Origin of the sequence: Microbacterium sp. Beta, from assembly GCF_005502545.1 — a bacterium.
Lineage (GTDB): Bacteria > Actinomycetota > Actinomycetes > Actinomycetales > Microbacteriaceae > Microbacterium > Microbacterium oxydans.
Genome location: NZ_SCOG01000013.1, coordinates 36,887 through 55,718 on the forward strand (window position 1 = coordinate 36,887; position 18,832 = coordinate 55,718).

Annotated in this window: 23 protein-coding genes and 1 tRNA gene; 10 read left to right on the top strand and 14 right to left on the bottom strand. The window is 68.5% G+C overall.

Features of this window, described 5'->3' with window-relative positions:
- The first annotated feature begins 14 nt into the window (after nucleotides 1-14).
- Complete coding sequence (locus FFS56_RS20570) at nucleotides 15-179, top strand: hypothetical protein (protein ID WP_164734125.1); 165 nt, start codon at nucleotides 15-17, stop codon at nucleotides 177-179.
- On the opposite strand, the gene FFS56_RS13220 is transcribed toward FFS56_RS20570, so the two are convergent.
- Nucleotides 172-1,713, bottom strand: coding sequence for a serine hydrolase domain-containing protein (locus FFS56_RS13220; protein ID WP_127012782.1), 1,542 nt, complete (start codon nucleotides 1,711-1,713; stop codon nucleotides 172-174). The genes FFS56_RS20570 and FFS56_RS13220 overlap by 8 nt on opposite strands.
- A gap of 163 nt (nucleotides 1,714-1,876) precedes the next feature.
- The gene (locus FFS56_RS13225) at nucleotides 1,877-2,356 is read right to left on the bottom strand and encodes a DUF1295 domain-containing protein (RefSeq protein ID WP_338068259.1); all 480 of its coding nucleotides are present in this window, start codon (nucleotides 2,354-2,356) and stop codon (nucleotides 1,877-1,879) included.
- Nucleotides 2,357-2,578: 222 nt separating this feature from the next.
- On the opposite strand from FFS56_RS13225, the gene FFS56_RS13230 reads away from it, so the two are divergent.
- Nucleotides 2,579-3,013 (top strand): hypothetical protein, encoded by a 435-nt coding sequence (locus FFS56_RS13230; RefSeq protein ID WP_127012781.1) that lies wholly within the window; start codon nucleotides 2,579-2,581, stop codon nucleotides 3,011-3,013.
- Nucleotides 3,014-3,476: 463 nt separating this feature from the next.
- A complete protein-coding gene (locus FFS56_RS13235) occupies nucleotides 3,477-3,920 on the top strand; it encodes a hypothetical protein (RefSeq protein ID WP_127012780.1) in 444 nt (147 codons plus the stop codon).
- Nucleotides 3,921-3,999: 79 nt separating this feature from the next.
- On the opposite strand, the gene FFS56_RS13240 is transcribed toward FFS56_RS13235, so the two are convergent.
- Together FFS56_RS13240 and FFS56_RS13245 are read right to left on the bottom strand one after the other, a co-directional pair.
- Complete coding sequence (locus FFS56_RS13240; protein WP_127012779.1) at nucleotides 4,000-4,923, bottom strand: DUF1295 domain-containing protein; 924 nt, start codon at nucleotides 4,921-4,923, stop codon at nucleotides 4,000-4,002.
- Nucleotides 4,924-4,940: 17 nt separating this feature from the next.
- On the bottom strand, nucleotides 4,941-6,779 hold the full coding sequence (locus tag FFS56_RS13245; RefSeq protein ID WP_127012778.1) for an AMP-dependent synthetase/ligase: 1,839 nt from the start codon (nucleotides 6,777-6,779) through the stop codon (nucleotides 4,941-4,943).
- A gap of 150 nt (nucleotides 6,780-6,929) precedes the next feature.
- Here FFS56_RS13245 and FFS56_RS13250 point away from each other — a divergent pair, with 150 nt between their 5' ends.
- Nucleotides 6,930-7,610: a hypothetical protein gene (locus tag FFS56_RS13250; RefSeq protein WP_046748672.1), complete on the top strand. Its 681-nt coding sequence runs from the start codon at nucleotides 6,930-6,932 to the stop codon at nucleotides 7,608-7,610.
- Between the two features lie 50 nt (nucleotides 7,611-7,660).
- Here FFS56_RS13250 and FFS56_RS13255 read toward each other — a convergent pair.
- Nucleotides 7,661-7,734 (bottom strand) — tRNA-Gly (locus tag FFS56_RS13255).
- Nucleotides 7,735-7,836: 102 nt separating this feature from the next.
- Between FFS56_RS13255 and dcd the strand changes: the two genes are divergently transcribed.
- Both dcd and FFS56_RS13265 read left to right on the top strand, forming a co-directional pair.
- The gene (gene dcd / locus FFS56_RS13260) at nucleotides 7,837-8,442 is read left to right on the top strand and encodes a dCTP deaminase (protein WP_045263886.1); all 606 of its coding nucleotides are present in this window, start codon (nucleotides 7,837-7,839) and stop codon (nucleotides 8,440-8,442) included.
- Between the two features lies 1 nt (nucleotide 8,443).
- Nucleotides 8,444-8,953, top strand: a complete 510-nt coding sequence (locus FFS56_RS13265) for a hypothetical protein (protein WP_046748673.1) — start codon at nucleotides 8,444-8,446, stop codon at nucleotides 8,951-8,953.
- A 10-nt stretch (nucleotides 8,954-8,963) separates the two neighbouring features.
- Here the strand turns inward: FFS56_RS13265 and FFS56_RS13270 are convergent, their stop codons facing one another.
- Both FFS56_RS13270 and FFS56_RS13275 read right to left on the bottom strand, forming a co-directional pair.
- On the bottom strand, nucleotides 8,964-9,995 hold the full coding sequence (locus FFS56_RS13270) for an FUSC family protein (RefSeq protein WP_164734124.1): 1,032 nt from the start codon (nucleotides 9,993-9,995) through the stop codon (nucleotides 8,964-8,966).
- Nucleotides 9,996-10,038: 43 nt separating this feature from the next.
- Entirely contained in the window at nucleotides 10,039-10,443 is a 405-nt protein-coding gene (locus tag FFS56_RS13275; protein ID WP_127012777.1) for a hypothetical protein, read from the bottom strand.
- 70 nt (nucleotides 10,444-10,513) lie between these two features.
- Here FFS56_RS13275 and FFS56_RS13280 point away from each other — a divergent pair, with 70 nt between their 5' ends.
- On the top strand, nucleotides 10,514-10,936 hold the full coding sequence (locus FFS56_RS13280) for a MarR family transcriptional regulator (RefSeq protein ID WP_046748676.1): 423 nt from the start codon (nucleotides 10,514-10,516) through the stop codon (nucleotides 10,934-10,936).
- Between the two features lie 15 nt (nucleotides 10,937-10,951).
- On the opposite strand, the gene FFS56_RS13285 is transcribed toward FFS56_RS13280, so the two are convergent.
- Entirely contained in the window at nucleotides 10,952-11,857 is a 906-nt protein-coding gene (locus tag FFS56_RS13285; RefSeq protein ID WP_208644279.1) for an NAD(P)-binding domain-containing protein, read from the bottom strand.
- A gap of 24 nt (nucleotides 11,858-11,881) precedes the next feature.
- Nucleotides 11,882-13,342, bottom strand: a complete 1,461-nt coding sequence (locus FFS56_RS13290; RefSeq protein WP_046748678.1) for an MFS transporter — start codon at nucleotides 13,340-13,342, stop codon at nucleotides 11,882-11,884.
- A 116-nt stretch (nucleotides 13,343-13,458) separates the two neighbouring features.
- Here FFS56_RS13290 and soxR point away from each other — a divergent pair, with 116 nt between their 5' ends.
- Nucleotides 13,459-13,899, top strand: a complete 441-nt coding sequence (soxR, locus tag FFS56_RS13295) for a redox-sensitive transcriptional activator SoxR (RefSeq protein ID WP_046748766.1) — start codon at nucleotides 13,459-13,461, stop codon at nucleotides 13,897-13,899.
- A 27-nt stretch (nucleotides 13,900-13,926) separates the two neighbouring features.
- Here soxR and FFS56_RS13300 read toward each other — a convergent pair whose 3' ends face one another.
- Nucleotides 13,927-14,253 carry an NIPSNAP family protein gene (locus FFS56_RS13300; RefSeq protein ID WP_046748679.1) on the bottom strand — a complete coding sequence of 109 codons (327 nt, stop codon included), beginning with the start codon at nucleotides 14,251-14,253 and terminating at the stop codon, nucleotides 13,927-13,929.
- A gap of 18 nt (nucleotides 14,254-14,271) precedes the next feature.
- Complete coding sequence (locus FFS56_RS13305; RefSeq protein WP_127012775.1) at nucleotides 14,272-15,129, bottom strand: alpha/beta hydrolase; 858 nt, start codon at nucleotides 15,127-15,129, stop codon at nucleotides 14,272-14,274.
- A 73-nt stretch (nucleotides 15,130-15,202) separates the two neighbouring features.
- On the opposite strand from FFS56_RS13305, the gene FFS56_RS13310 reads away from it, so the two are divergent.
- A complete protein-coding gene (locus FFS56_RS13310; RefSeq protein ID WP_046748681.1) occupies nucleotides 15,203-15,847 on the top strand; it encodes a TetR/AcrR family transcriptional regulator in 645 nt (214 codons plus the stop codon).
- 75 nt (nucleotides 15,848-15,922) lie between these two features.
- Here FFS56_RS13310 and FFS56_RS13315 read toward each other — a convergent pair whose 3' ends face one another.
- On the bottom strand, nucleotides 15,923-16,675 hold the full coding sequence (locus FFS56_RS13315; RefSeq protein ID WP_127012774.1) for a hypothetical protein: 753 nt from the start codon (nucleotides 16,673-16,675) through the stop codon (nucleotides 15,923-15,925).
- A gap of 118 nt (nucleotides 16,676-16,793) precedes the next feature.
- Between FFS56_RS13315 and FFS56_RS20820 the strand changes: the two genes are divergently transcribed.
- Complete coding sequence (locus FFS56_RS20820) at nucleotides 16,794-17,381, top strand: MarR family winged helix-turn-helix transcriptional regulator (protein ID WP_231589720.1); 588 nt, start codon at nucleotides 16,794-16,796, stop codon at nucleotides 17,379-17,381.
- Nucleotides 17,382-17,427: 46 nt separating this feature from the next.
- On the opposite strand, the gene FFS56_RS13325 is transcribed toward FFS56_RS20820, so the two are convergent.
- Nucleotides 17,428-17,745 (bottom strand): hypothetical protein, encoded by a 318-nt coding sequence (locus tag FFS56_RS13325; RefSeq protein WP_127012773.1) that lies wholly within the window; start codon nucleotides 17,743-17,745, stop codon nucleotides 17,428-17,430.
- 142 nt (nucleotides 17,746-17,887) lie between these two features.
- Nucleotides 17,888-18,805, bottom strand: a complete 918-nt coding sequence (locus tag FFS56_RS13330; protein WP_127012772.1) for a cation diffusion facilitator family transporter — start codon at nucleotides 18,803-18,805, stop codon at nucleotides 17,888-17,890.
- Nucleotides 18,806-18,832 lie beyond the last annotated feature (27 nt).

Here is an 18,832-nt window from a genome sequence, read left to right on the forward strand (position 1 = left end):
CCGCGCGGCTGACCGTGCGGCTGACCGCTCCGCTGACCGTGCGGCTGACCGCTCCGCTGACCGTGCGGCTGACCGCTCCGCTGACCGTGCGGCTGACCGCTCCGCTGACCGCGCGGCTGACCGTGCGGCTGATCGCGCGGCTGACTCGATGGCGCCCTGACGGGCGCGACGTCAGATGACGTGCGTGTTCGGCAGCGAGCTCACGGTCGGGCGGGCGTAGGCGCGGCGCCGGGCGGAGATGTCGGTCGGGCGGGCGGCGCGCGGAACGCTCCGATCGACCGCCACGACCTCGAACTCCTGGATCTGCGCCGGCCGAACCGGGGTGAGGTGGATCATGCAGATCAGCTCGCCGCGCTCGCCGGGGATCGACCAGGTGATGTCGGCCGGTGTCGCCGCGGAGACGACTTCTGGCGTGCCGAGGTCGTCGCGCAGCGGACCCACCAGGGCGAAGAGCTCCTCGATCGCGGCCCGGCGCTGGAGGAGCGGGCGGTCGAAGTCGATGTTGTCGGCGAAGATCGCGGCAGCGGCGTCGTCATCCCAGGACCGGATCAGCGCGTCGGCCGCGGACATCAGCCGACGTGTCTCCGGCCACGGCTGCACGGTGCGGGCGGGGGCGTCGTGAAAGGCGAGTGCGCGGAACAGCGCCTCCTCCGAGAGGGCGACCGGGTTGCTCCGGTGGCTGTTCGTCAAGACGACGATGCCCATGCCGGACCCCGCGTGCCACACCATGTTCAGGATGAACCCCGGGAGGCCGCCGCTGTGCGTGACGATGCGTCCGCGGTGCAGGTCTTCGCGCACGAAGAGGCCGAGCGCGTAGCCGCCGGCGACGAACTTCCAGGAGCCGTCGGGGCGGGCCTGCAGCGAGGGGATGTCGACCTGATGGATGCGCTGCAGCTCTCGTCGTGAAGCCCGGCTCACCACGGCATCGTCGCTGCCAGGCAGTGTCGATGCCGCGAGGAACCTGACCCAGACACTGAGGTCGTTGATGGTCGACTGCATGCCACCGGCCGCGGCCATGGCGTCGGACACTTCCGACGGGAAGCCCACCCAGTCGCCCGCGCTGTCCAGCGAGTAGCCGACAGCCCTCGCGAAGCCGCCCTCCGGGGCGCGGTTGTCGAACCACGTGCTGTTCATCCCCAGCGGGCGCAGGATCTCATCGGTGACCCAGTCCTCGACACGGCGGCCCACGGCTGTGCCCACCGCGAGACCGGCCATCGTGAAGCCGATGTTGGAGTACTCGAAGGCGCTTCCGGGGTGGGTGCTGTAGTTGAAGCCGGGTCTGATCCGTTCGACCATCTCCGCTTCGGAGAGGCCGAGGAACGGGTCGACCCAGGAGTTGTCCTCGGTGAGACCGCCGCCCATGCTGAGCAGCTGTCGCAGGGTCGGAGCGATCGCCGGTTCCTCGCCCACGGTCCCGTGCCATTCGGGGTAGAAGTCGGTGATGGGCGCCTCCAGGTCGAGGAGGCCGCGGTCGCGGGCGAGCAGGGCACCGAGCGCGACGAAGCTCTTGGTCATCGAGGCGATCGGGAAGACGGTGTCGGCGTCGGGAGACGTGCCTTCGTCGTCGGCGGTGCCGAACCCGCGCGTGTGCTCCAGGCCGTCGGGTCCGACGAGGCCGTACACCAGACCAGGCGACTGACCCGCGGCCGTGTACTGCCCGAAGAACGCGTCGAGCTGATCGACGAGCGGCACGACGAGGGTTTCGCTGGACATGGAGACTCCCTTGTTCTCGCGGTCGGCATTCGGCCGTCGCGCTGGTTCGTCTCCACACTCTCGTGTGCCGGGCTCGAAGTCATGTCCGCGGGCACCGAGTGTCGGCTCCTGCTTGTGCGAGGTGACGAAGAAGCGGCTCGGAGTGGGCTGGCCGGGACCCCGTCTACCCGGCCGTCTCCCGCATCGCGGGCCGGGTGAGCTTCGGGATCAGTACCGGAGTCTGTTCGCGGTAGGCGACGTAGTCGGCCTGGTCGCCCCACTTCTTCTCGGCGCGGGCTTCGAGCAGCGGGATGCCGCTGACGCGCGTGAGCAGCAGGATCACGAACAGGGGCGAGAGCAGCGCGATCCACTGCCATCCGACGAGCACGGGGGCGGCGGTGACGAACACGCCCACCCAGATGACGATCTCGCCGAAGTAGTTCGGGTGACGGGACCGCGACCACAGGCCGGTGCGGATGAACTCGTCCCGGTTGCGCGGGTCGGCGCGGAACGCCGACTTCTGGGCGTCGGCGACGATCTCGATCACCATGCCGAGGGCCCAGACGACGATGCCGACGACGGTCAGCCATCCGATCGGCGCGCGGGAGGAGGCATCCGCACTGATCGCGATCCAGGAGGCTGGGCTAAGGAATTGTCTAAACACCCACGGCGCCCGCCCGGCTCCTCTGCCTTGACAGAGTCCGTTCGGCTGACCACTCTTGATGAAGGGTAGGCCTCTTGGCTAGACGAGACCTGTAGATTGCGAGAGCAGACAATGCGCAGACCATCGCGATCGATGGGCGTCGGTGTAGCTATCCTGGGTGCTTTGACAGCACCGTGGCTGAGCGCAACATCGGTATCGGCCCAGGTCCCAAATGGTGTAGGTATGGCGACGTCGAGCGACCGCGACCCCTCAGAGAATGCGATTTTAGAAGAGCCCGCAGCGGATATCGCTTTACAACTAGCCCGACTGGCAACGCTCGCTGAAGAGACATATCCAACGGAATTCTCCTATGCGAGTCTTGCTGAGGGGGGTTCAAGCGGCTATATCGCATTTCGCGACGCTGTTCCCGCCCAGATCCAACTTGAGTCTCAGGCGATAGAGACGATTACCTTCGTTCCCAACCTCGGCTATACGAGTACGGAGTTGCAGGAGTACGCCGCTGCGCTCTCGCAAAGCGTTAATTCCGACGAGCTAGACAACCGGAGGCAGAAGACGGCGGCCGCACATTGGCCGGAACCTGTACCGGCGCCTTTCCTGTTAAGCGCGATGCAGGATCCGAGTTGGGTGTTCTCACGGCTGGTCACTGCCCAGGCGTAGGCTCATACGGTAGCACTTCCAACATGTTTTATCCCGTCTTCCCATCGTCAATTAGCACGAGCTACAGTTCGGCCACAGGCGGTGATTTCCGGTGGAACCACAGTCGTTACATGTTGAGCGGGTCGACGAGCCTAGGAACTGGAGGCCAGCGGAAATTTGCCTCAGCGTCCAATTCTGTCTATGGGGGTACCGTGTGTGGATACGGAAAGACGACTGGGCATAAGTGTGGATCAGTGTGGAGTGTTGGATCTACGGCGACGATCTATGTCCCCGCGGGCAACGCCCACTACACAGTGGGGCCTCTAGCTTGCACGGTCAATCACGTCACAGACGGAGGAGACTCGGGTGGCCCCTGGTATCTGAAAGGGAGCTCGGTTGCGACCGGAATTCACTCTGGCCACTACAACGGGGCTTCGTGCTGGAGTTCCGTCCGCAACGCTATGCGTGCGTTCGGAGTGAGCCTATGGACGGGATGATGCGCAGAGCTGCCTGGGGGACAGTGCTGGGAGTCGCGGTCCTTGGCTCCCTGGCTGCTTGTTCATCGGCAGGTGGATCGATCGAGGAGATCATCACGGGTCGCATGCCCATAGACCAGGAGATCCAGACGGTCAGCGGCACGCTCGTCGATGAAGACGGGTGTGCAAGCCTCTTCCTGAACGACGAGGAAACATACCCGATCATCTGGCCGCTCGGGTTCGAAATTTATGAGGATGGGTCAGCTGTCGGCGATGTGAACGGACAGGTCGTACTTGGTCAGGCGCTGTCGGGGAGGGGCTTCTACTTCGAGAGAGAAGCCTTCGACAGCCTTGTTGACGTCCCGGAGATCCACGGCCTGGACCGATGCTCGCCCGGGGCAGACACCCTGATCGTGTTCACACAGGTAGAGGATTTCGATACGGCAGAGTAGGACTCGGTCGCTCGCGTTCGTCGTGGGGCTCTGTTCACATATGCGCTGTCGGTTCCGAGCATTCCAGCCGGGACCCCGTCTACCCGGCCGTCTCCCGCATCGCGGGCCGGGTGAGCTTCGGGATCAGTACCGGAGTCTGTTCGCGGTAGGCGACGTAGTCGGCCTGGTCGCCCCACTTCTTCTCGGCGCGGGCTTCGAGCAGCGGGATGCCGCTGACGCGCGTGAGCAGCAGGATCACGAACAGGGGCGAGAGCAGCGCGATCCACTGCCATCCGACGAGCACGGGGGCGGCGGTGACGAACACGCCCACCCAGATGACGATCTCGCCGAAGTAGTTCGGGTGGCGGGACCGCGACCATAGGCCGGTGCGGATGAAATCGTCCCGGTTGCGCGGGTCGGCGCGGAACGCCGACTTCTGGGCGTCGGCGACGATCTCGATCACCATGCCGAGGGCCCAGACGACGATGCCGACGACGGTCAGCCATCCGATCGGCGCGCGGGAGGAGGCATCCGCACTGATCGCGATCCAGGCGGCGGCCGCGGTCAGCGACACCCACGCACCCTGGATCACCCACACCTGCAGGAACCGCAGCGGCGACCCCTTGATCTGGTCGAAGCGCCCGTCGGATCCGGCCTTGTGCACGCGCAGGGCCAGGAACGAGCCGAGGCGCGCGGCCCACAGCATGACCATCGCCGCCAGGATCCAGCTCCGCGGGTCGGGCATCGGCGCCAGCAGGACGAGTGCTGCGGAGATCACGAAGAACGTGAGGCTGCCCGTCAGGTCAAAGAACCGTTCGGTCTGCAGCAGCATCGCGGGGATGAACGCGATGACCTGGATCGCGAAGGCCGCAGCGACGGCGAGGGCGAACAGCGGCACGCCGCCGATGGTCGCACCGCCCTGGCTGCCGGCGATCGCGACGAGCGCGCCGACCACGAGGGCGACGACGATCGCGATGAGAGAGGAGCGCGAGGAGGTCGGACGGGTGGGGGTGGGGGAGGACATGGTGTGCTTTCCGATTCTCAGAGGTACAGGTCTTCGACGGCGAAGGCCGCGCGATCCAGCACGACGCTCCGCTTCAGCTTCATGGTGGGGGTGACGAGTCCACGGTCGTCGAGGTCGGCGAAGACCACGCTGAACCGGCGGACCTGCTCGCTGCGCGCGACGAGCGCGTTGGCCTCGTCGACGGACCGCTGCAGGTGAGCGTGCAGGGCCGGGTCGTCCACCGTGCGGATGTCGGTCGGGCTGGTCGTGCTAGTCGACGGGATGCGGCTGCCCTGCGCTTCGGCCCAGGCGCCGGCCTGCTCCGGATCGAGCACCAGCAGCGCGGAGAGATACGGCTTCCCCTCGCCGACCATGACCGCATGCGAGACCAGCGGATTCGCCTCGACCGCGCTCTCCCAGCGGGTCGGCACGATGGTCTTGCCGTTCGAGGTGACGATCACGTCTTTGAGCCGTCCGTCGAGGATCAGCCTTCCCTTCTCGTCGAGCCGCCCGAGATCACCGGTGCGGAAGAAGCCGTCGATGAACGCACCGTCGTCGTGCGCGGGGTCCCGGTAGCCGTCGAAGACGCCGATGCCGCGAGCGAGCACTTCGCCCTCGTCGCTGATGCGGACCGTGAGCCCTGGCAGCGGTGCGCCGACGGTTCCCGAGGCTATGCGCCCTGGCAGGTTGCCGGTGAGCGGTGCGGTCGTCTCGGTCAGTCCGTAGCCCTCGATGACGGGAACCCCGATGCCGCGGAAGAACAGCGAGAGGTCGGCGTCGAGGGCGGCGCCGCCCGACAGGATGTAGCCGACCCGCCCGCCCATCACCGTGCGAAGGCGGCCGTAGAACAGTGCATCGAAGAGGCGGTGGCGCAGGCGCAGGCCGACGGTGCGTGCGGCGCCACGACCGGCATCGACTCGCTCGGCGCTGCGGCCCCACGCGATGGCCGTCGCCTCGGCATGCGCCCAGATCTTCGTGAGTCCCTTGTCGGCGGCCTTGCCCGCGGCGGCCGCCTGGATCTTCTGCAGCACCCGTGGCACGACCACCAGGAACGTCGGTCGGAGGGTGTCGAGCGTGGCGACCACGGTCGAAGGGTCGGACAGGTGCGCGATGCGCATGCCGCTGGCAAGGCAGATCAGCTGCAGGCCGCGCGCGAGCACGTGAGCGAGCGGGAGGAAGATGACCGTGTTGCCGGACTCGTTCACGATCTCGCGGTAGGCCGCGGCGATGTTCAGCACCTGACCGAGGAAGTTGCGATGCGTGAGCACGACGCCCTTGGGCTCGCCCGTCGTTCCCGAGGTGTAGACGATCGTCGCGGGGTCATCCTGCGTAGCTGCCGTCCTGCGGGCCTCGAGCTCCTCGTCGGTCACGTCGACCCCGCGTGCGGCCAGGTCGAGGAGGGTCCACGGCGAGGTCTCGGCACTCATCACCCACGCGCCGAGAGTGACTCCGCCGGCGTGCGAGAGCGCCGACTCGAGCAGCGCCGCATGTTCGGTCGTACCGCCGATGGCCAGGCGCACACCGGCATCCGCGACGATCGCGTCCACCTGTGACCCCGACGAGGTCTCGTAGATCGGCACGACGACAGCACCGGCGTACCAGGCCGCGAGGTCGGCGACGGCCCATTCGTAGCGGGTGGGCGCCATGATCGCGATGGGGTCGCCGACTCGGATGCCCTGGGCGATGAACCCCTTCGCCAGAGCGCGCACCTCGTCCTCGAACGCTCGGGTGGTGATCGGCCGCCAGGAGCCCGTCGACGCGTCCTCGACCTCGAACGCCACATGGTCCGGGGCGGCGGCGGCCCGCGCAGCCAGCAGGTCGGTGACGTTGCGGTGGCCGTCGAGGGCGGCGAGCGGTGGTGTCGACGATTCGATCATCGGGGCTTCTCTCGGTCGTGCGGACGGCGCGGAGGGCGCACGAAATCGCCCTTCCTGTCTCTGTTCGGAACCGATGACGATTCGGATGGGATGCTTTTCCGCGGCCGCCCAGGCATCGAGAACGGGAAAACGATCTGCCAGTATGGCGTCATGTCCGGCACGCAGAAGGTCGCCCCTGCGCTCGTCGTGATCGGTGTGACCGCCGCAGTGCTCGTCGGGTGCACCTCGCCGGTGGCAGTCCAGACGCCCGAGGCATCCGCTCCTGCGGTCGACCTCCGGACGGCGGCCGAGGCTGCCTCGACGCCGAAACCGACGGAACCGGAAAGATGCTCCGGCATGTCAGAGGTCTACAGCGACGGCGACGGTCTGTATTGGGAGCGACACGGAACGCTCCGTGATCTCGGCGCGCGCGAGTTCGCGCGGGGCGAGGTGACAGTCGATGAGGACGGCACCCCGGTGACGTATACCGTCGAGCCCGGCGACGTCGAAGCCGTGGTCGCTGAACGGCTCTGCGCGTACCCGAACCTCGGCTCGATGAACCACCGGCGGGATATCCACCCTGGGCAGGTGCTCTGGCTCACGCCCGACCCCGATCTTCCCTGGGTGCCGTACTACAACCCTCATGACGCCCCCGGTGGGTTCCAGCAGATTCCTTACCAGCAGGCCATCGAGTCCGCGGGCGCGGCGGTCGATGCCGGTGACGTGGACACCGTGCGGGCGATCTGGAACGGCACGCTCAAGGGCATGTTCGCGACCCAGGAGACCATCGACGCCGTCCAGAAGGTGGTCGATTCCGGCGACCTCGAAGCGCTCCGCCAGCTCTTCTCCTGACGCGGCTCGGTCACGCACCCTTCGGCGGGGAGAGCTCGGGAAGTCACACGTGGAGGGGCTGACGGGAATCGAACCCGCGCTGTCTGCTTGGGAAGCAGAAGTTCTACCATTGAACTACAGCCCCGTACCCGCATCCGAGGAGCGGGCGAACGCCAGCCTACCCGTCCGGTGCCCTTTGGCCAAAGCAGGCACGGCGTCGGAAGCCCCTGGCAACTAGGCTGGTGCCGTGCTTCTCAGCGACCGCGACATCAAGGCAGAACTCGCATCCGGCCGCATCGGCCTCGACCCGCGTGAAGACGGGATGATCCAGCCGTCGAGCATCGACGTGCGTCTGGACCGGTACTTCCGCCTGTTCGACAACCACAAGTATCCGTTCATCGATCCGTCGGTCGACCAGCCGGAGCTCACGCGCCTGATCGAGGTCGACCCCGACGAGCCGTTCATCCTGCACCCCGGCGAGTTCGCGCTCGGGGCGACGTTCGAGCAGGTCACGCTGCCCGACGACATCGCGGCACGTCTCGAGGGCAAGTCGTCGCTCGGACGCCTCGGACTCATCACGCACTCGACCGCGGGTTTCATCGATCCCGGCTTCACAGGGCACGTCACGCTCGAGCTCGCGAACGTCGCGACCCTGCCGATCAAGCTGTGGCCGGGCATGAAGATCGGTCAGCTGTGCTTCTTCCGGCTCACCTCTCCCGCCGAGAACCCCTACGGATCCGGCCCCTACGGCAACCGGTACCAGGGACAGCGCGGACCGACGGCCTCCCGCTCGTTCCAGAACTTCCATCGGACGGATGTCGGCACCACCGACGTCGGAGCAGTCGGAGGCTGAGATGACCGACGCGAGCGGTACCCAGCCGGAAGAGCCCGTCATCCCGGAGCAGACGCCCTCCCTGGAGGAGCCGCGCTCGTCGGAAGGGCTCGATCTTCCGGACGAGTCGCTGATCCCGCCCGCCGACGTCGTGATCCCGCCGCCTCCGCCCGAGATCCCGATCCCGGACGGGCTGCTGACCCCGCCGCCGTCTGACCTCCCGTCCGCCGACACGGTGATCCCGCCGCCTCCGCCCGCGACGCGGCGCGGCGACCGTGCCCGTCCGACTCCCGCCATCCTCGAGGGGGAGCCGCCCGCCGCGGTGGCCGATGACTGGGCGCTGCCGTCCGTCGCACCCGAGGTGCCGACGTCGGGTGGCTACCGCGTGCTCACCATCGTGATCTTCGCGTTCCTGTTCCTGCTCCTCGTCGCCGCGATCGTCGTGGGCGTGTACCTGCTGAACACCACCAGCTTCCCGTTCGCGGGCGCCGACGTCGCAGCGTCGTCGATCTCAGGCGTTCCGCTCCTGTGACCTGCTGAGCTCAGGAGCGTTTCGGGGCCGTCCTGCGTCGAAGTGCTGCCGAGGCGACGGCGACGACCGTGCCGACGGCCACCCCGATCACGGTCTCGATCGCGCGGTCCTGCAGCAGCATGTCGACGGGCGTGGGTGCGGCCAGGTGCACCATGAGCAGGGCAAGCGGGGTGATGAAGATCATCGCGATGCCGTAGTTGCGGCCGACGAACAGCTCGGCGGCGGCCTGCAGCACGACCACGAGGGCGATCACGGCGAGTGGGGGCAGGTCGATGGCGAGGATGCCGGCGGCGACGAGCACTCCGAGCAACGTGCCGACAAGGCGCTGGATGCCGCGGATCACGCGGGCGTTGAGCTGAGGTCCGCTCACGGCGGCCACCGCGCCGACCGCCGCCCAGTACCAGTGCGAGTCCATGATCAGCAGCCCGGCGAAGCCCGCGCCCAGGATCGCGACTCCGACCGACGCGGCCATCTCGCCCGCGATCGGGCCGACGGGCTGCAGGGTCTTCGGCGGCACGTCGTCGGTGCTGCGGGTGAGGATGCCGATGAGGGCGGTGATGGCCAGGCCGAACAGCACGCTCGGTCCACCGACCAGCAGCACGTCCCCGAAGGAGGCGGCTGTGGCGGGGATCGTCGCGCAGGCTCCGACCGCGAACACCGGGAACAGCGGCCCCGGCGGGTGCCACCGCATCGTGTAGGCGAGCAGGGTGACGGCCGACGCGATGACCGCGACCACGAGGATGCTGGCCGGGGCCGGGGCGGCGAGGACCGACAGTGCCGTGCCGACGAGCATCGAGGCGAGGATCACGCCACCGGCGCTCGCCTGCATGCGGATGCGGTCGCGGAACACGTCGTGCCGCCCGTAGAGGGCGGCGAAGGCGCCGAAGCTGGCGTAGATGCTGAGGTCGAGGCGTCCCAGTGCCCAGAGCACGAGTAGGGGGACGGCCACGCTGACCGCGGCGCGCAACGCCACCCGGTGGTCGCCGCGGTGCGGCTCGACGCGCAGAACGCCGGTCCACACCCTTCCCCGCGAATCCGCCACTGATCCAGCCTACGTCCGACTCCCGACCGCCTCCGTCGCCGGGTCAGACTGCCGAGGCGCGTAGGAGCAGCCGGGCCTTCTCCAGGATGTGGTTCAGTGCTCGTGTGGCGGCGAGCGCGTCGTCGTGATCGACCTCGTCCCAGATGGGGCCGGAGACGCGTGCGATCTCGCGGCTGATCTCGGCCACCAGTGTCGTGCCCGTGGGGCTGAGGTGAGAACCCTCGACGAGTCCCCGCTCCTGGAGGGCGCGGAGGAAGAGCGCGGAGTCGGGGTCGTGTAGACGGTCAGCGACGAACCTGTCCACGCTGCCCTCTCCCTCGAACTGGGAGACGAGGCGCAGTGTCACCCATTCCCGTTCCGACAGGGCGTGGGGGAAGAGCAGGGTGAGCAGGAGGGCGTTCAGCGCCTTCTCCGTCTGGCCGATGAGCTGCGGGCCGAAAGGGATCATGAGGGCTCCATATCGTTGGTGCGGCCAACGGTAGCACATCATTGGTGATACCAACGAGTAGCATCGGTTCATGGATCGACTCGAACACAGGGCGACGTGGTGGGTCAGTCGGGCGCACCTGCGCTCCCACGCGCTTCTGCAGGAACTCTTTGCCGACGTGGGCGCTCGCGCGTACCACTACCGGCTGCTCGCGGCAGTGGAAGAGGCGGGCCCGATCAGTCAGGCCGACCTCGGACGCGCGACCGAACTCGACCGCAGCGACGTCTCGGTGGCACTGGTCGTGCTGGAAGAGGGCGGGTTCGTCGCGCGTGCCCCTCATCCGTCCGACCGCCGCCGCAACGTCGTCAGCCTCACCGCAGCAGGCCGCGCCGAGCTCGCCCGGCTCGATGCGGTGGTCGATCAGGCCCAGGAGCAGTTCCTGGCGCCGCTGACCGCAGACGAGCGTGCCGTGTTCCTCGACCTCACCCGCCGGGTCGCTGTCGCGACCGATTGATCGCCCTCCGGCGGGTCACTCGTCTTCCGCCTCGTCGCGGTGGGGCCGCTCGTCGTTCAGCACCTCGAACAGGCTGGAGAACCCCTGGTCGCCGTGGCCGTCGGAGATCCGGCGATCCATCAGCCGCCTGATCTCCCGCATGCGCACCGTGTCCATGCCGAGCGCTTCGCGATGGCTGACGAGGTCGTCCATGAGTGCTCTCTGCACGTGCAACGAACCCAGGTCGGGCCCGTACTCTCCTGCGGCCACGGCCTCGCCGAAGCTCTTCACCAGCGGCACATATCCCTCGACGGTCCCCGCGACGCGCTCCGCGAACCCCACGACATCGGCCCCCTCGGCCGTGATCAGTGCGAACGTATGCAGCAGTCCGATCAGGAACTCGTAGCCGATCGCCACCTGAGCGAGGAACTCGACGGCCGCGTGGCCCGCATCCTCTCCGTGGTATCCGACGGTGCCGAGGCCCTCCAGCGCCCCGCGGTGCGTGTCGAAGCCGACGCGATCTCCGCTGAAGGAGAGGAGCACCTCGGGCGACCCCACGGCGGCGGGGTCGCCCATGATCCCGCCGTCGACATATCGCGCGCCGTGCGTCTGCGCCCACTCCCCGGCGGCTCTGGCCTGGGCAGGAGAGCCACTGGTGACGTTCACGATCACCTTTCCTCGTGCCGCCCCGGCGATCGTCTCGAAGACAGCCTCCACGGCGGTGCCGTCGAGCAGGCACACGATCACGAGCGGGCTCGCGGCCACCGCATCGGCGGCCGTCCGGGCGACATCGGCACCGAGCGCAGCCAACGGTGCCGCTCTGCTCCCGGTGCGGTTCCACACGGTGGTCGGGTGGCCGCGTCCGACGAGCGTCCTCGCTATGGCTGTTCCCATCTCGCCGAGGCCGATGACGGTGACGGGCGTCCTCGGGTTCTCATCCACGTTCATCCTTTATGTCTCTCTCGTTCAGTCGGTGGCGGGTTCGGTGGCGGGAGTGGGAGCGAGGGGTGGGTCGTCGTCCGTCGAGGAGAGGCCGATGCCCCAGCTCGCGCCGCGGGCGACGAAGACTCCGAGCGCCGTGACGGCCGCGAACGCGAGCATGAGCAGTCGGGCGGCATCGACGACGTCGGGCATGGCGAGGTTCACGAGCACGCCGGCCATCGCCGAGCTGAACGCACTCGCGATGATGAAGACGGTGTTGACGGCCGCGGCGGCCTTGGCGCCCTCCTCTTCGCCCGAGGTGCTGCCGAGCGCCGCCACGGTCAGGTGGGGGAAGCCGATGCCGATGCCGGCTCCGGCGAGGAACAGTGCGATGAACCACAGGGCGATGACGAGGACGGAGGGGCCCTCGTGCTGGAGCAGGCCGTAGGCGGTCAGCCCGGCGGCGACCACGAGCGGACCGAGGGTGATGAGCGTGCGCCGGGACCGGATGCCCATCGCGTTCGCGCTGAACACCTGTGTCACCGACCATCCGAGGGACAAGGCTGCGCCGAGGAGCCCGGCGACGAACGGGGCGAGCCCGCCGATCTCCTGCCCGAACAGCGGGATGAATGCCTCGGTGCCGATCGCGAAGGCCAGCACGGCGACCGTGACGTAGACCCACCCGAGCGATGATCCGTGCGCGAAGGTGACGCGCGGCAGGATGCCGGTGCGACCGCGACGCTCGTGGCGCAGGAACCAGGCACCGAGAACGACACCGACGGTGATGGCGACCCCGGTGCCGAGGCCGCTGGGGACGACGCTCGCGATGCCCACGGCGGCGACCCCGCCGGCCAGCAGCAGGAGCGAACCCCAGGGGAGTGACTCGCTCGACCGCGTGCGAGCGGTCCGCGGCAGTGCGCGGACCACGACGATGCCGATCAGCGCGGAGACCACGGCCAGTCCCACGAAGGTCACCCGCCAGGCATCGAGCTGCGCGAAGATGCCGCCCACGACGGGGCCGACGATGTTGCCGACGCCCCACATCGCCGAGACGAGCGCCGCGCCCCGCGCCCAGAGCCGCTCGGGGAGTGCGCGCTGGATGAGCGCGTAGCCGAGTCCGGCGAGAAGTCCGCCTCCGAGGCCCTGCACCGCCCGCCCGGCGAGCAATGCCCACATCCACGGACTCGCGGCGCAGAGCAGCGACCCGAGAGCGAACAGGCCGAGGGCGAGCAGGTACGCCCGGACGGCGCCCTGCTGGGTGAGAACACGGCTGACCATCATCGAGCTCACCACGGAGGCCAACAGGAAGGTCATCATCGTCCAGGCGTAGAACTCCGCCCCGCCGATGTCTCCCACGATCGTGGGGAGCAGGCTGGTCGTGAGGTAGACGTTGCTCGCTTCGAGGAGCACACCGCCTGCGAGCACGGCGGCGGTCGGTGCGTAGCGGCGGCCGAGGAGTTCGCGCCAGCTGCCGGCGGGGGCGGTGCGTTGCGGAGTCTGGGTCATCGGGGGTGCCCTTCGTGGCGTCGATGGGGCGGGAGAGCCGCCCGGCGGCGCCGTGTCTCGGCGGCCGTTCGTCACGCTAATACCTCGAGTAAACTCGAGGTCAAGAGGAGGCGATGATGTCTTTGGAGCCCGACGATCTGCTGGCGATCGGCGAAGTCGTGCGACGCTCCGGCGTTCCCGCGACAGCGCTGCACTTCTACGAGCAGCTCGGCCTCATCGCCTCGACACGGACCTCGGGCAACCAGCGCCGCTACCGGCGCCACATGCTGCGTCGGATCTCCCTGATCGTCGTCGCCAAGCGGCTGGGCATCCCGCTCACCGATGTGCACGAGGTGTTCCAGAGCCTCCCGGTGGACGAGCCGCCATCGCAGCGGGACTGGCAGCGGGTGGCGAAGCTCTGGCGCGCACAGCTCGACCTCCGGCGCACACAGCTCGAGCATCTGCGCCGCGAGCTCACGGGGTGCATCGGCTGCGGGTGCCTCTCCCTCAAGGCGTGCCGACTGCTCAACCCCGAGGATGCACTCGCAACGGACGGTCCAGGACCGCGCCGCATCTGACGGCGGGCGCAAGCCGTTCGGGCGCCGTCAGTCCTCCGGATCGAGGTCTGTCGGCAGCAGCGGTCGCATGAAGGTGCGTTCGTAGCGCAGCACGCACCCGCTCTCGTCGCGGATACGGTCCGCCTCGATGAACTGCGGATCGACCCCGAAGCCCTTCCGGTACACCTCGTAGTCAGCGAGCGACGGGAAGGTGAACAGTGCCAGGGCCTGATCGCTCGCTCCCTCGGAGGGAAGGAAGTAGCCGTGATGTCTGCCGCCGTGATCATCGACCAGCCGCATCCAGGCGCGCGCGAACTCTTCGAAGGCGTCGATCTTGTCCGGATCGATCGTGTACGTCACGACGCAGGTGATCACGAGGTCAGGTTACCCCGGTCACCGCACGTGCGGAGAGGCCGTCAGCGCGATGACGGCATCGAGCGTCGCATCCGCCGACAGCACCCTCGTGTGTCCCTGGCCCTCTGTGCGCACCAGACGCGACCGTGCGCCGTGGGCGTCGTGCAGACGGAGCGAATCGTGGTCGGGCATCCTCCGGTCGCCGCGGTCGTGCACCACGAGCAGGGCGGTGTCGGCGGGGAGAGGGCGCTTCACGGCGTCGTATCGTGCGGTTACGGCGGACTGATCCATGTGCAACCTCCTGCGGAATCGCTCCGACAGACGGGCGGTCGTCGCGGCGTCGAGGTGCAGGTCTGTGGCGAACTGTGCGAGGAAGGCGTCGGGGGCGGCGGCGCCGGCGATCACGGCGACGGCCGGAACCGGAACGGTCGAACGGGCTGCGGTCAGTGCCGCCAGCGCCCCGAACGAGTGGCCGACGATCACCACGAACGGCCCGTGCTCGGCCTGCAGCTGCTCGGCCGCGTCGATCCAGTCGCGGATGTCGGTGCTCCGCCCGGACGATGAGCCGTGCGCAGGAGCGTCGAACGCGATCACCCGGAACCCCTCGGAGCGCAGTTCCCGCACCAGCGGCGCGAATTGCGAGGCTCGCCCTCGCCAGCCGTGCAGGAGCAGCGCGGTGTGAGGTCCGGTGCCCCATTCGTAGGTGACGACCTCGTGACTGCGTACCGTGAGCCGGCCCCGTCGGGCGTCGGCGTGCGTGGGAGCGTCCGCTTCACTCACGCGCATCCGCGGCGACGTCGTGAAGAACAGTCGATAGGCGATGTCGCCGGCGAGCGTCGGTGAGACAGCGGCGGCGAGCGGGATGCTGCGAGCGAGCAACGCGGGCACGGACGGCATGGAGGCTCCTTCGCCGGAACAATACGAACGATCATACGTATAGTAGGCGAACGATCGTTCGTATACTAGGTGTGTGACCGAGAGCGCTGTTCTGGATGGGCGGAGGGCCCGTGGTGATGCCTCGCGCCGCATCGTGCTGCAGAGCGCGACCGACCTCGCATCGGTCGAAGGGCTCGACGGACTGAGTATCGGACGGCTGGCTGAGGCCTCGGGGTCGAGCAAGAGCAGCATCGCCACGCTGTTCCAGAGCAAGGAGGGGCTGCAGCTCGCAACCGTCGCCGCCGCCCGCGAGATCTTCACGGCGCGGATCGTCGAGCCGGCGCGAGTCCATCCGCGCGGGCTGCACCGTCTCGCCGCGCTGCTGCACAACTCGCTGTCGTACTCGCGGGACCGGGTGTTCACCGGCGGATGCTTCTTCGCGGCGACGGCCGCCGACGTCGACTCGAAGTCCGGACCGGTGAGCGATGCGGTGCGGTCGGCGCTGGTCGACTGGTACGGCTATGTGGAGGCCCAGCTGCGTCACGCCGTGGATGCCGGAGAGGTCGAGGCCGACCCCGAGGTGCTCGCGTTCGAGCTCGTCGCCCTGAACGAAGAGGCCAACTCGCGCTCCCTGCTGCTCGATGACGCCCGGCCGTACGCGATCGCCGCCGCCGCGATGCGAGCGCGGCTGCGTGCCGCCGGGGCGACCGAGTCGGCCCTGCTGCTGCTCGACCTCTGACTCTCGGGCGCTGAGAACGCGAAACGCCCCACCCGAGTGTCGGGTGAGGCGTCTCGCAGTGTTGCGGGGGGGGGATCAGGCGTCGCGCCCGCGGGTGAATCCCGCATCGAAACCGCGCTCGAAGGCGTGCTGGGCGATCCGCTCCGCACGGTGCGGACTGTGTCCACGACCGCGTCCGTGACCGTGCTCGCCGTGACCGTGCTCGCCGTGACCGTGCTCGCGGCTGTGCGCGTGCCCGTGCTCGCATGCGTGTTCGCGGTCGAAACCGTGCTCCCGGTCGTGTTCGAAACCCCGCTCGACTCCCGCGCCGAAGCCACGACCGAAGCCGCGTCCGAAGGGTCGTCCGAAGCCGTGGCCGAATCCGCGACCGTGGCGGGGTCCGCCGAAGCCGTGACGGCGTCCGCGGGGAAGAGGGGTCTCCTCGTCCCATCCGAACGCGCGGGCGATCTTCTCGAGCGAGGCGAGCGTGGTGGCCATGTCCTCAGGGGAGACGGCTTCCTCCACCTTGGTGCGGATGTCGTCGACGATGGCGCCGAGGCGATCCTTCGCGGCGCGACCGTCGTCGGTGATCGCCCAGCCGTCGCCCTCGGGAGAGACCCAGCCGCGCTCGACGAGCCGATGCAGCTTGTGGCCGTTCAGTGGGCGGTCGGACGGGACGGTGCCGTCGACGATGTTGAGGATGCGCCAGTCGCGACGACTCGCGTGTTCGCCGTCGAAAGCGGCGGCGAACTCGGCCGCCATCAGGCGGTCGGCGGCCTTCAGCCAGTAGCCGAAGGGGCGGGAGGTGTTCTGTGATTCAGAGGTGTTCTGTGATTCAGAGGTGTTCATGAGAAGTCCTTTTGTCGGAGTGACGTAGTTGTCAATGTGCATGTGTATGTCACAGTGCATGTACATGTAGTGTGACATGAAGTTCTGATGCATGTCAAGTCGCATGTAAAATCGAGCCATGGCCACCGAACCGAACGATCCCGCCGAAGCCATCGCGCAGGCGCTGTCCCGTCTGCGCGGACGGCGTCCCGGCGAGCGCGGCCCGGGGGGAAGAGGTGGTCGCGGTCACGGCGGCCCCCACGCGTGGCAGGACGGCCCGCACGGCGGCCCCGGCGAGGGGCACGGTGGCGACGATCCGCACGACCACTTCGCCCATCACCGCGGTCACCCTGGGATGCCCCCGTGGATGGCCGACCCCTCGGGGCGCCTCGGCGGCCCCGCCCGCATGCGGATGCTCGAGGCGCTCGCCGCCGCGTCCGCCCCACTCAGTGTCAGTGACCTCGGCGCGGCGATCGGTGTCGACCAGCCCCGCGCCTCACGGCTCGTCCAGCAGGGGGTCGAACGCGGATTCGTGCGCCGCGAAGCCGACCCCGACGACGCGCGGCGCACCCGCATCGCGCTGACCGACGAAGGACGCCGCCTCGCCCGCGGCATGCGCGGCGAGCGTCGCGAGATGCTGACGACCGCGCTGACCTCGTTCACCGAGGAGGAACGCGTCGAGCTCGCCAGACTGCTCAACAAGCTCGCCGACAACTGGCAGCGCTGAGGGGAGCCTTGAAGCGGCGGCGTTAGCGGCTGAGTTAGCGGCGGATTTAGCGGCGGAGGCCCGCGACGTCGGCGGCGACGTCGATGACGGAATCCACCGGGATCGCCGTGTCGGCTGATGCCGAGAGCAGCATGTCGGTGGCCACGATCGTCACCGTGCCGCGAGGGGAGAGCAGCTGAACCGAACCCACCTCGCCGAGAGTTTCGCCGTCGCCCAGCAGCAGCACCCGTCCATCGAGAGCTGCAGCGCGCGGATCGTCGATCGCCCCCTGGAGCGTGCTCAGCTCGTCCGTGCTCCAGGTCGTCTCATCGATGCCTACCGCGAGGGAGGCGTAGTCCTCGAGAGCGGTGGACGCGGAGGCCACCGCGTCGTTGATCCAGACACAGGTGGTGCCGGAGGCGTCTTCCGAGGAGTCGTCGGGCGAGAAAGCGAAGCCCGCGGTGATCGGCGCGGCGAGCGGCTCGATGTCCGCGCAGGTGATGACGGTGTCCGCCGAGTCCGCAGGCTCAGGCCGACGCGAATCCCACCGACGGCTCGTCGTCTACCGATAGGGACAGCACAGCGGTCTCGACCGCGTCGTGCTGCTCGATCCGCTGCTCCAGGTCTCGCAGCTGCCGCGCCACGTCGTGCTCGCGCGCATCGCCGGCGAGGTCGACCTCCGCCACGATGAAGAGTCGATTCGGACCGACGTACTCGATGTGCAGGTAGGTCACCCGCTCGACCTGCGGCAGGCCCAGCAGGGCGCTCCCCACCCGCGCGCGCAGTTCCGGTGCGGCGGTCGCGCCCACGAGGAAGGCGATGTTCCGCCGGATCAGGATGATCGCCACCACCCCGAGCAGGACACCGACGAGGATCGAGCCGATGGCATCCCAGGCGGCGACGCCCGTGATCTGGTGGAGGAGGATCGCTCCGCCGGCGAGCACGAGTCCGATGAGTGCGGCGGAGTCCTCGAAGAACACGGCGCGCAGTGTGGTGTCGCTCGTCTCCAGCACGAAGTCCCAGGTCGACGAGCCGCGCTCCTTCGCGAGGCGGCGGGATTTCACCATCGCCTGCGTGAATGATGCGCCCTCGAGCACGAACGAGACACCCAGCACGATGTACGCCACGGTCGGGCTCTCGACAGGGCCGGTGTCGGACAGTTCCTGGATGCCGTGCATGATCGACACGATCGAACCGGCGGTGAAGATCCCGAATGCAGCGATCAGCGACCACACGAAGGCGTTGCGACCGTAGCCGAGCGGATGCCGCGCATCCTTGGCCTTCGCCCCTCGGCGGTCGGCGATGAGGAGGAACACCTCGTTCCCCGCGTCGGCCCACGAGTGCGCCGCCTCGGCCACCATCGACGCCGACGAGGTGATGATCGCGGCGACGGTCTTCGCGATCGCGACGAGGATGTTGGCCACGAAGGCGAGGATCACAGTCACGCGGTCAGGCTACTCCCGCCCCGTGGC

Excerpts from the sequence above, each read along its gene's own strand:
- FFS56_RS13290 (WP_046748678.1), bottom strand. The coding sequence starts at position 13,342 with ATGACCCAGACTCCGCAACGCACCGCCCCCGCCGGCAGCTGGCGCGAA.
- FFS56_RS13315 (WP_127012774.1), bottom strand. The coding sequence starts at position 16,675 with ATGAACACCTCTGAATCACAGAACACCTCTGAATCACAGAACACCTCC.
- FFS56_RS13305 (WP_127012775.1), bottom strand. The coding sequence starts at position 15,129 with ATGCCGTCCGTGCCCGCGTTGCTCGCTCGCAGCATCCCGCTCGCCGCC.
- FFS56_RS13280 (WP_046748676.1), top strand. The coding sequence starts at position 10,514 with ATGGATCGACTCGAACACAGGGCGACGTGGTGGGTCAGTCGGGCGCAC.
- FFS56_RS13240 (WP_127012779.1), bottom strand. The coding sequence starts at position 4,923 with ATGTCCTCCCCCACCCCCACCCGTCCGACCTCCTCGCGCTCCTCTCTC.
- FFS56_RS13235 (WP_127012780.1), top strand. The coding sequence starts at position 3,477 with ATGGACGGGATGATGCGCAGAGCTGCCTGGGGGACAGTGCTGGGAGTC.
- soxR (WP_046748766.1), top strand. The coding sequence starts at position 13,459 with ATGTCTTTGGAGCCCGACGATCTGCTGGCGATCGGCGAAGTCGTGCGA.
- FFS56_RS13250 (WP_046748672.1), top strand. The coding sequence starts at position 6,930 with ATGTCCGGCACGCAGAAGGTCGCCCCTGCGCTCGTCGTGATCGGTGTG.
- FFS56_RS13220 (WP_127012782.1), bottom strand. The coding sequence starts at position 1,713 with ATGTCCAGCGAAACCCTCGTCGTGCCGCTCGTCGATCAGCTCGACGCG.
- FFS56_RS13230 (WP_127012781.1), top strand. The coding sequence starts at position 2,579 with ATGGCGACGTCGAGCGACCGCGACCCCTCAGAGAATGCGATTTTAGAA.
- FFS56_RS13245 (WP_127012778.1), bottom strand. The coding sequence starts at position 6,779 with ATGATCGAATCGTCGACACCACCGCTCGCCGCCCTCGACGGCCACCGC.
- FFS56_RS13275 (WP_127012777.1), bottom strand. The coding sequence starts at position 10,443 with ATGATCCCTTTCGGCCCGCAGCTCATCGGCCAGACGGAGAAGGCGCTG.
- FFS56_RS13265 (WP_046748673.1), top strand. The coding sequence starts at position 8,444 with ATGACCGACGCGAGCGGTACCCAGCCGGAAGAGCCCGTCATCCCGGAG.
- FFS56_RS20820 (WP_231589720.1), top strand. The coding sequence starts at position 16,794 with ATGGCCACCGAACCGAACGATCCCGCCGAAGCCATCGCGCAGGCGCTG.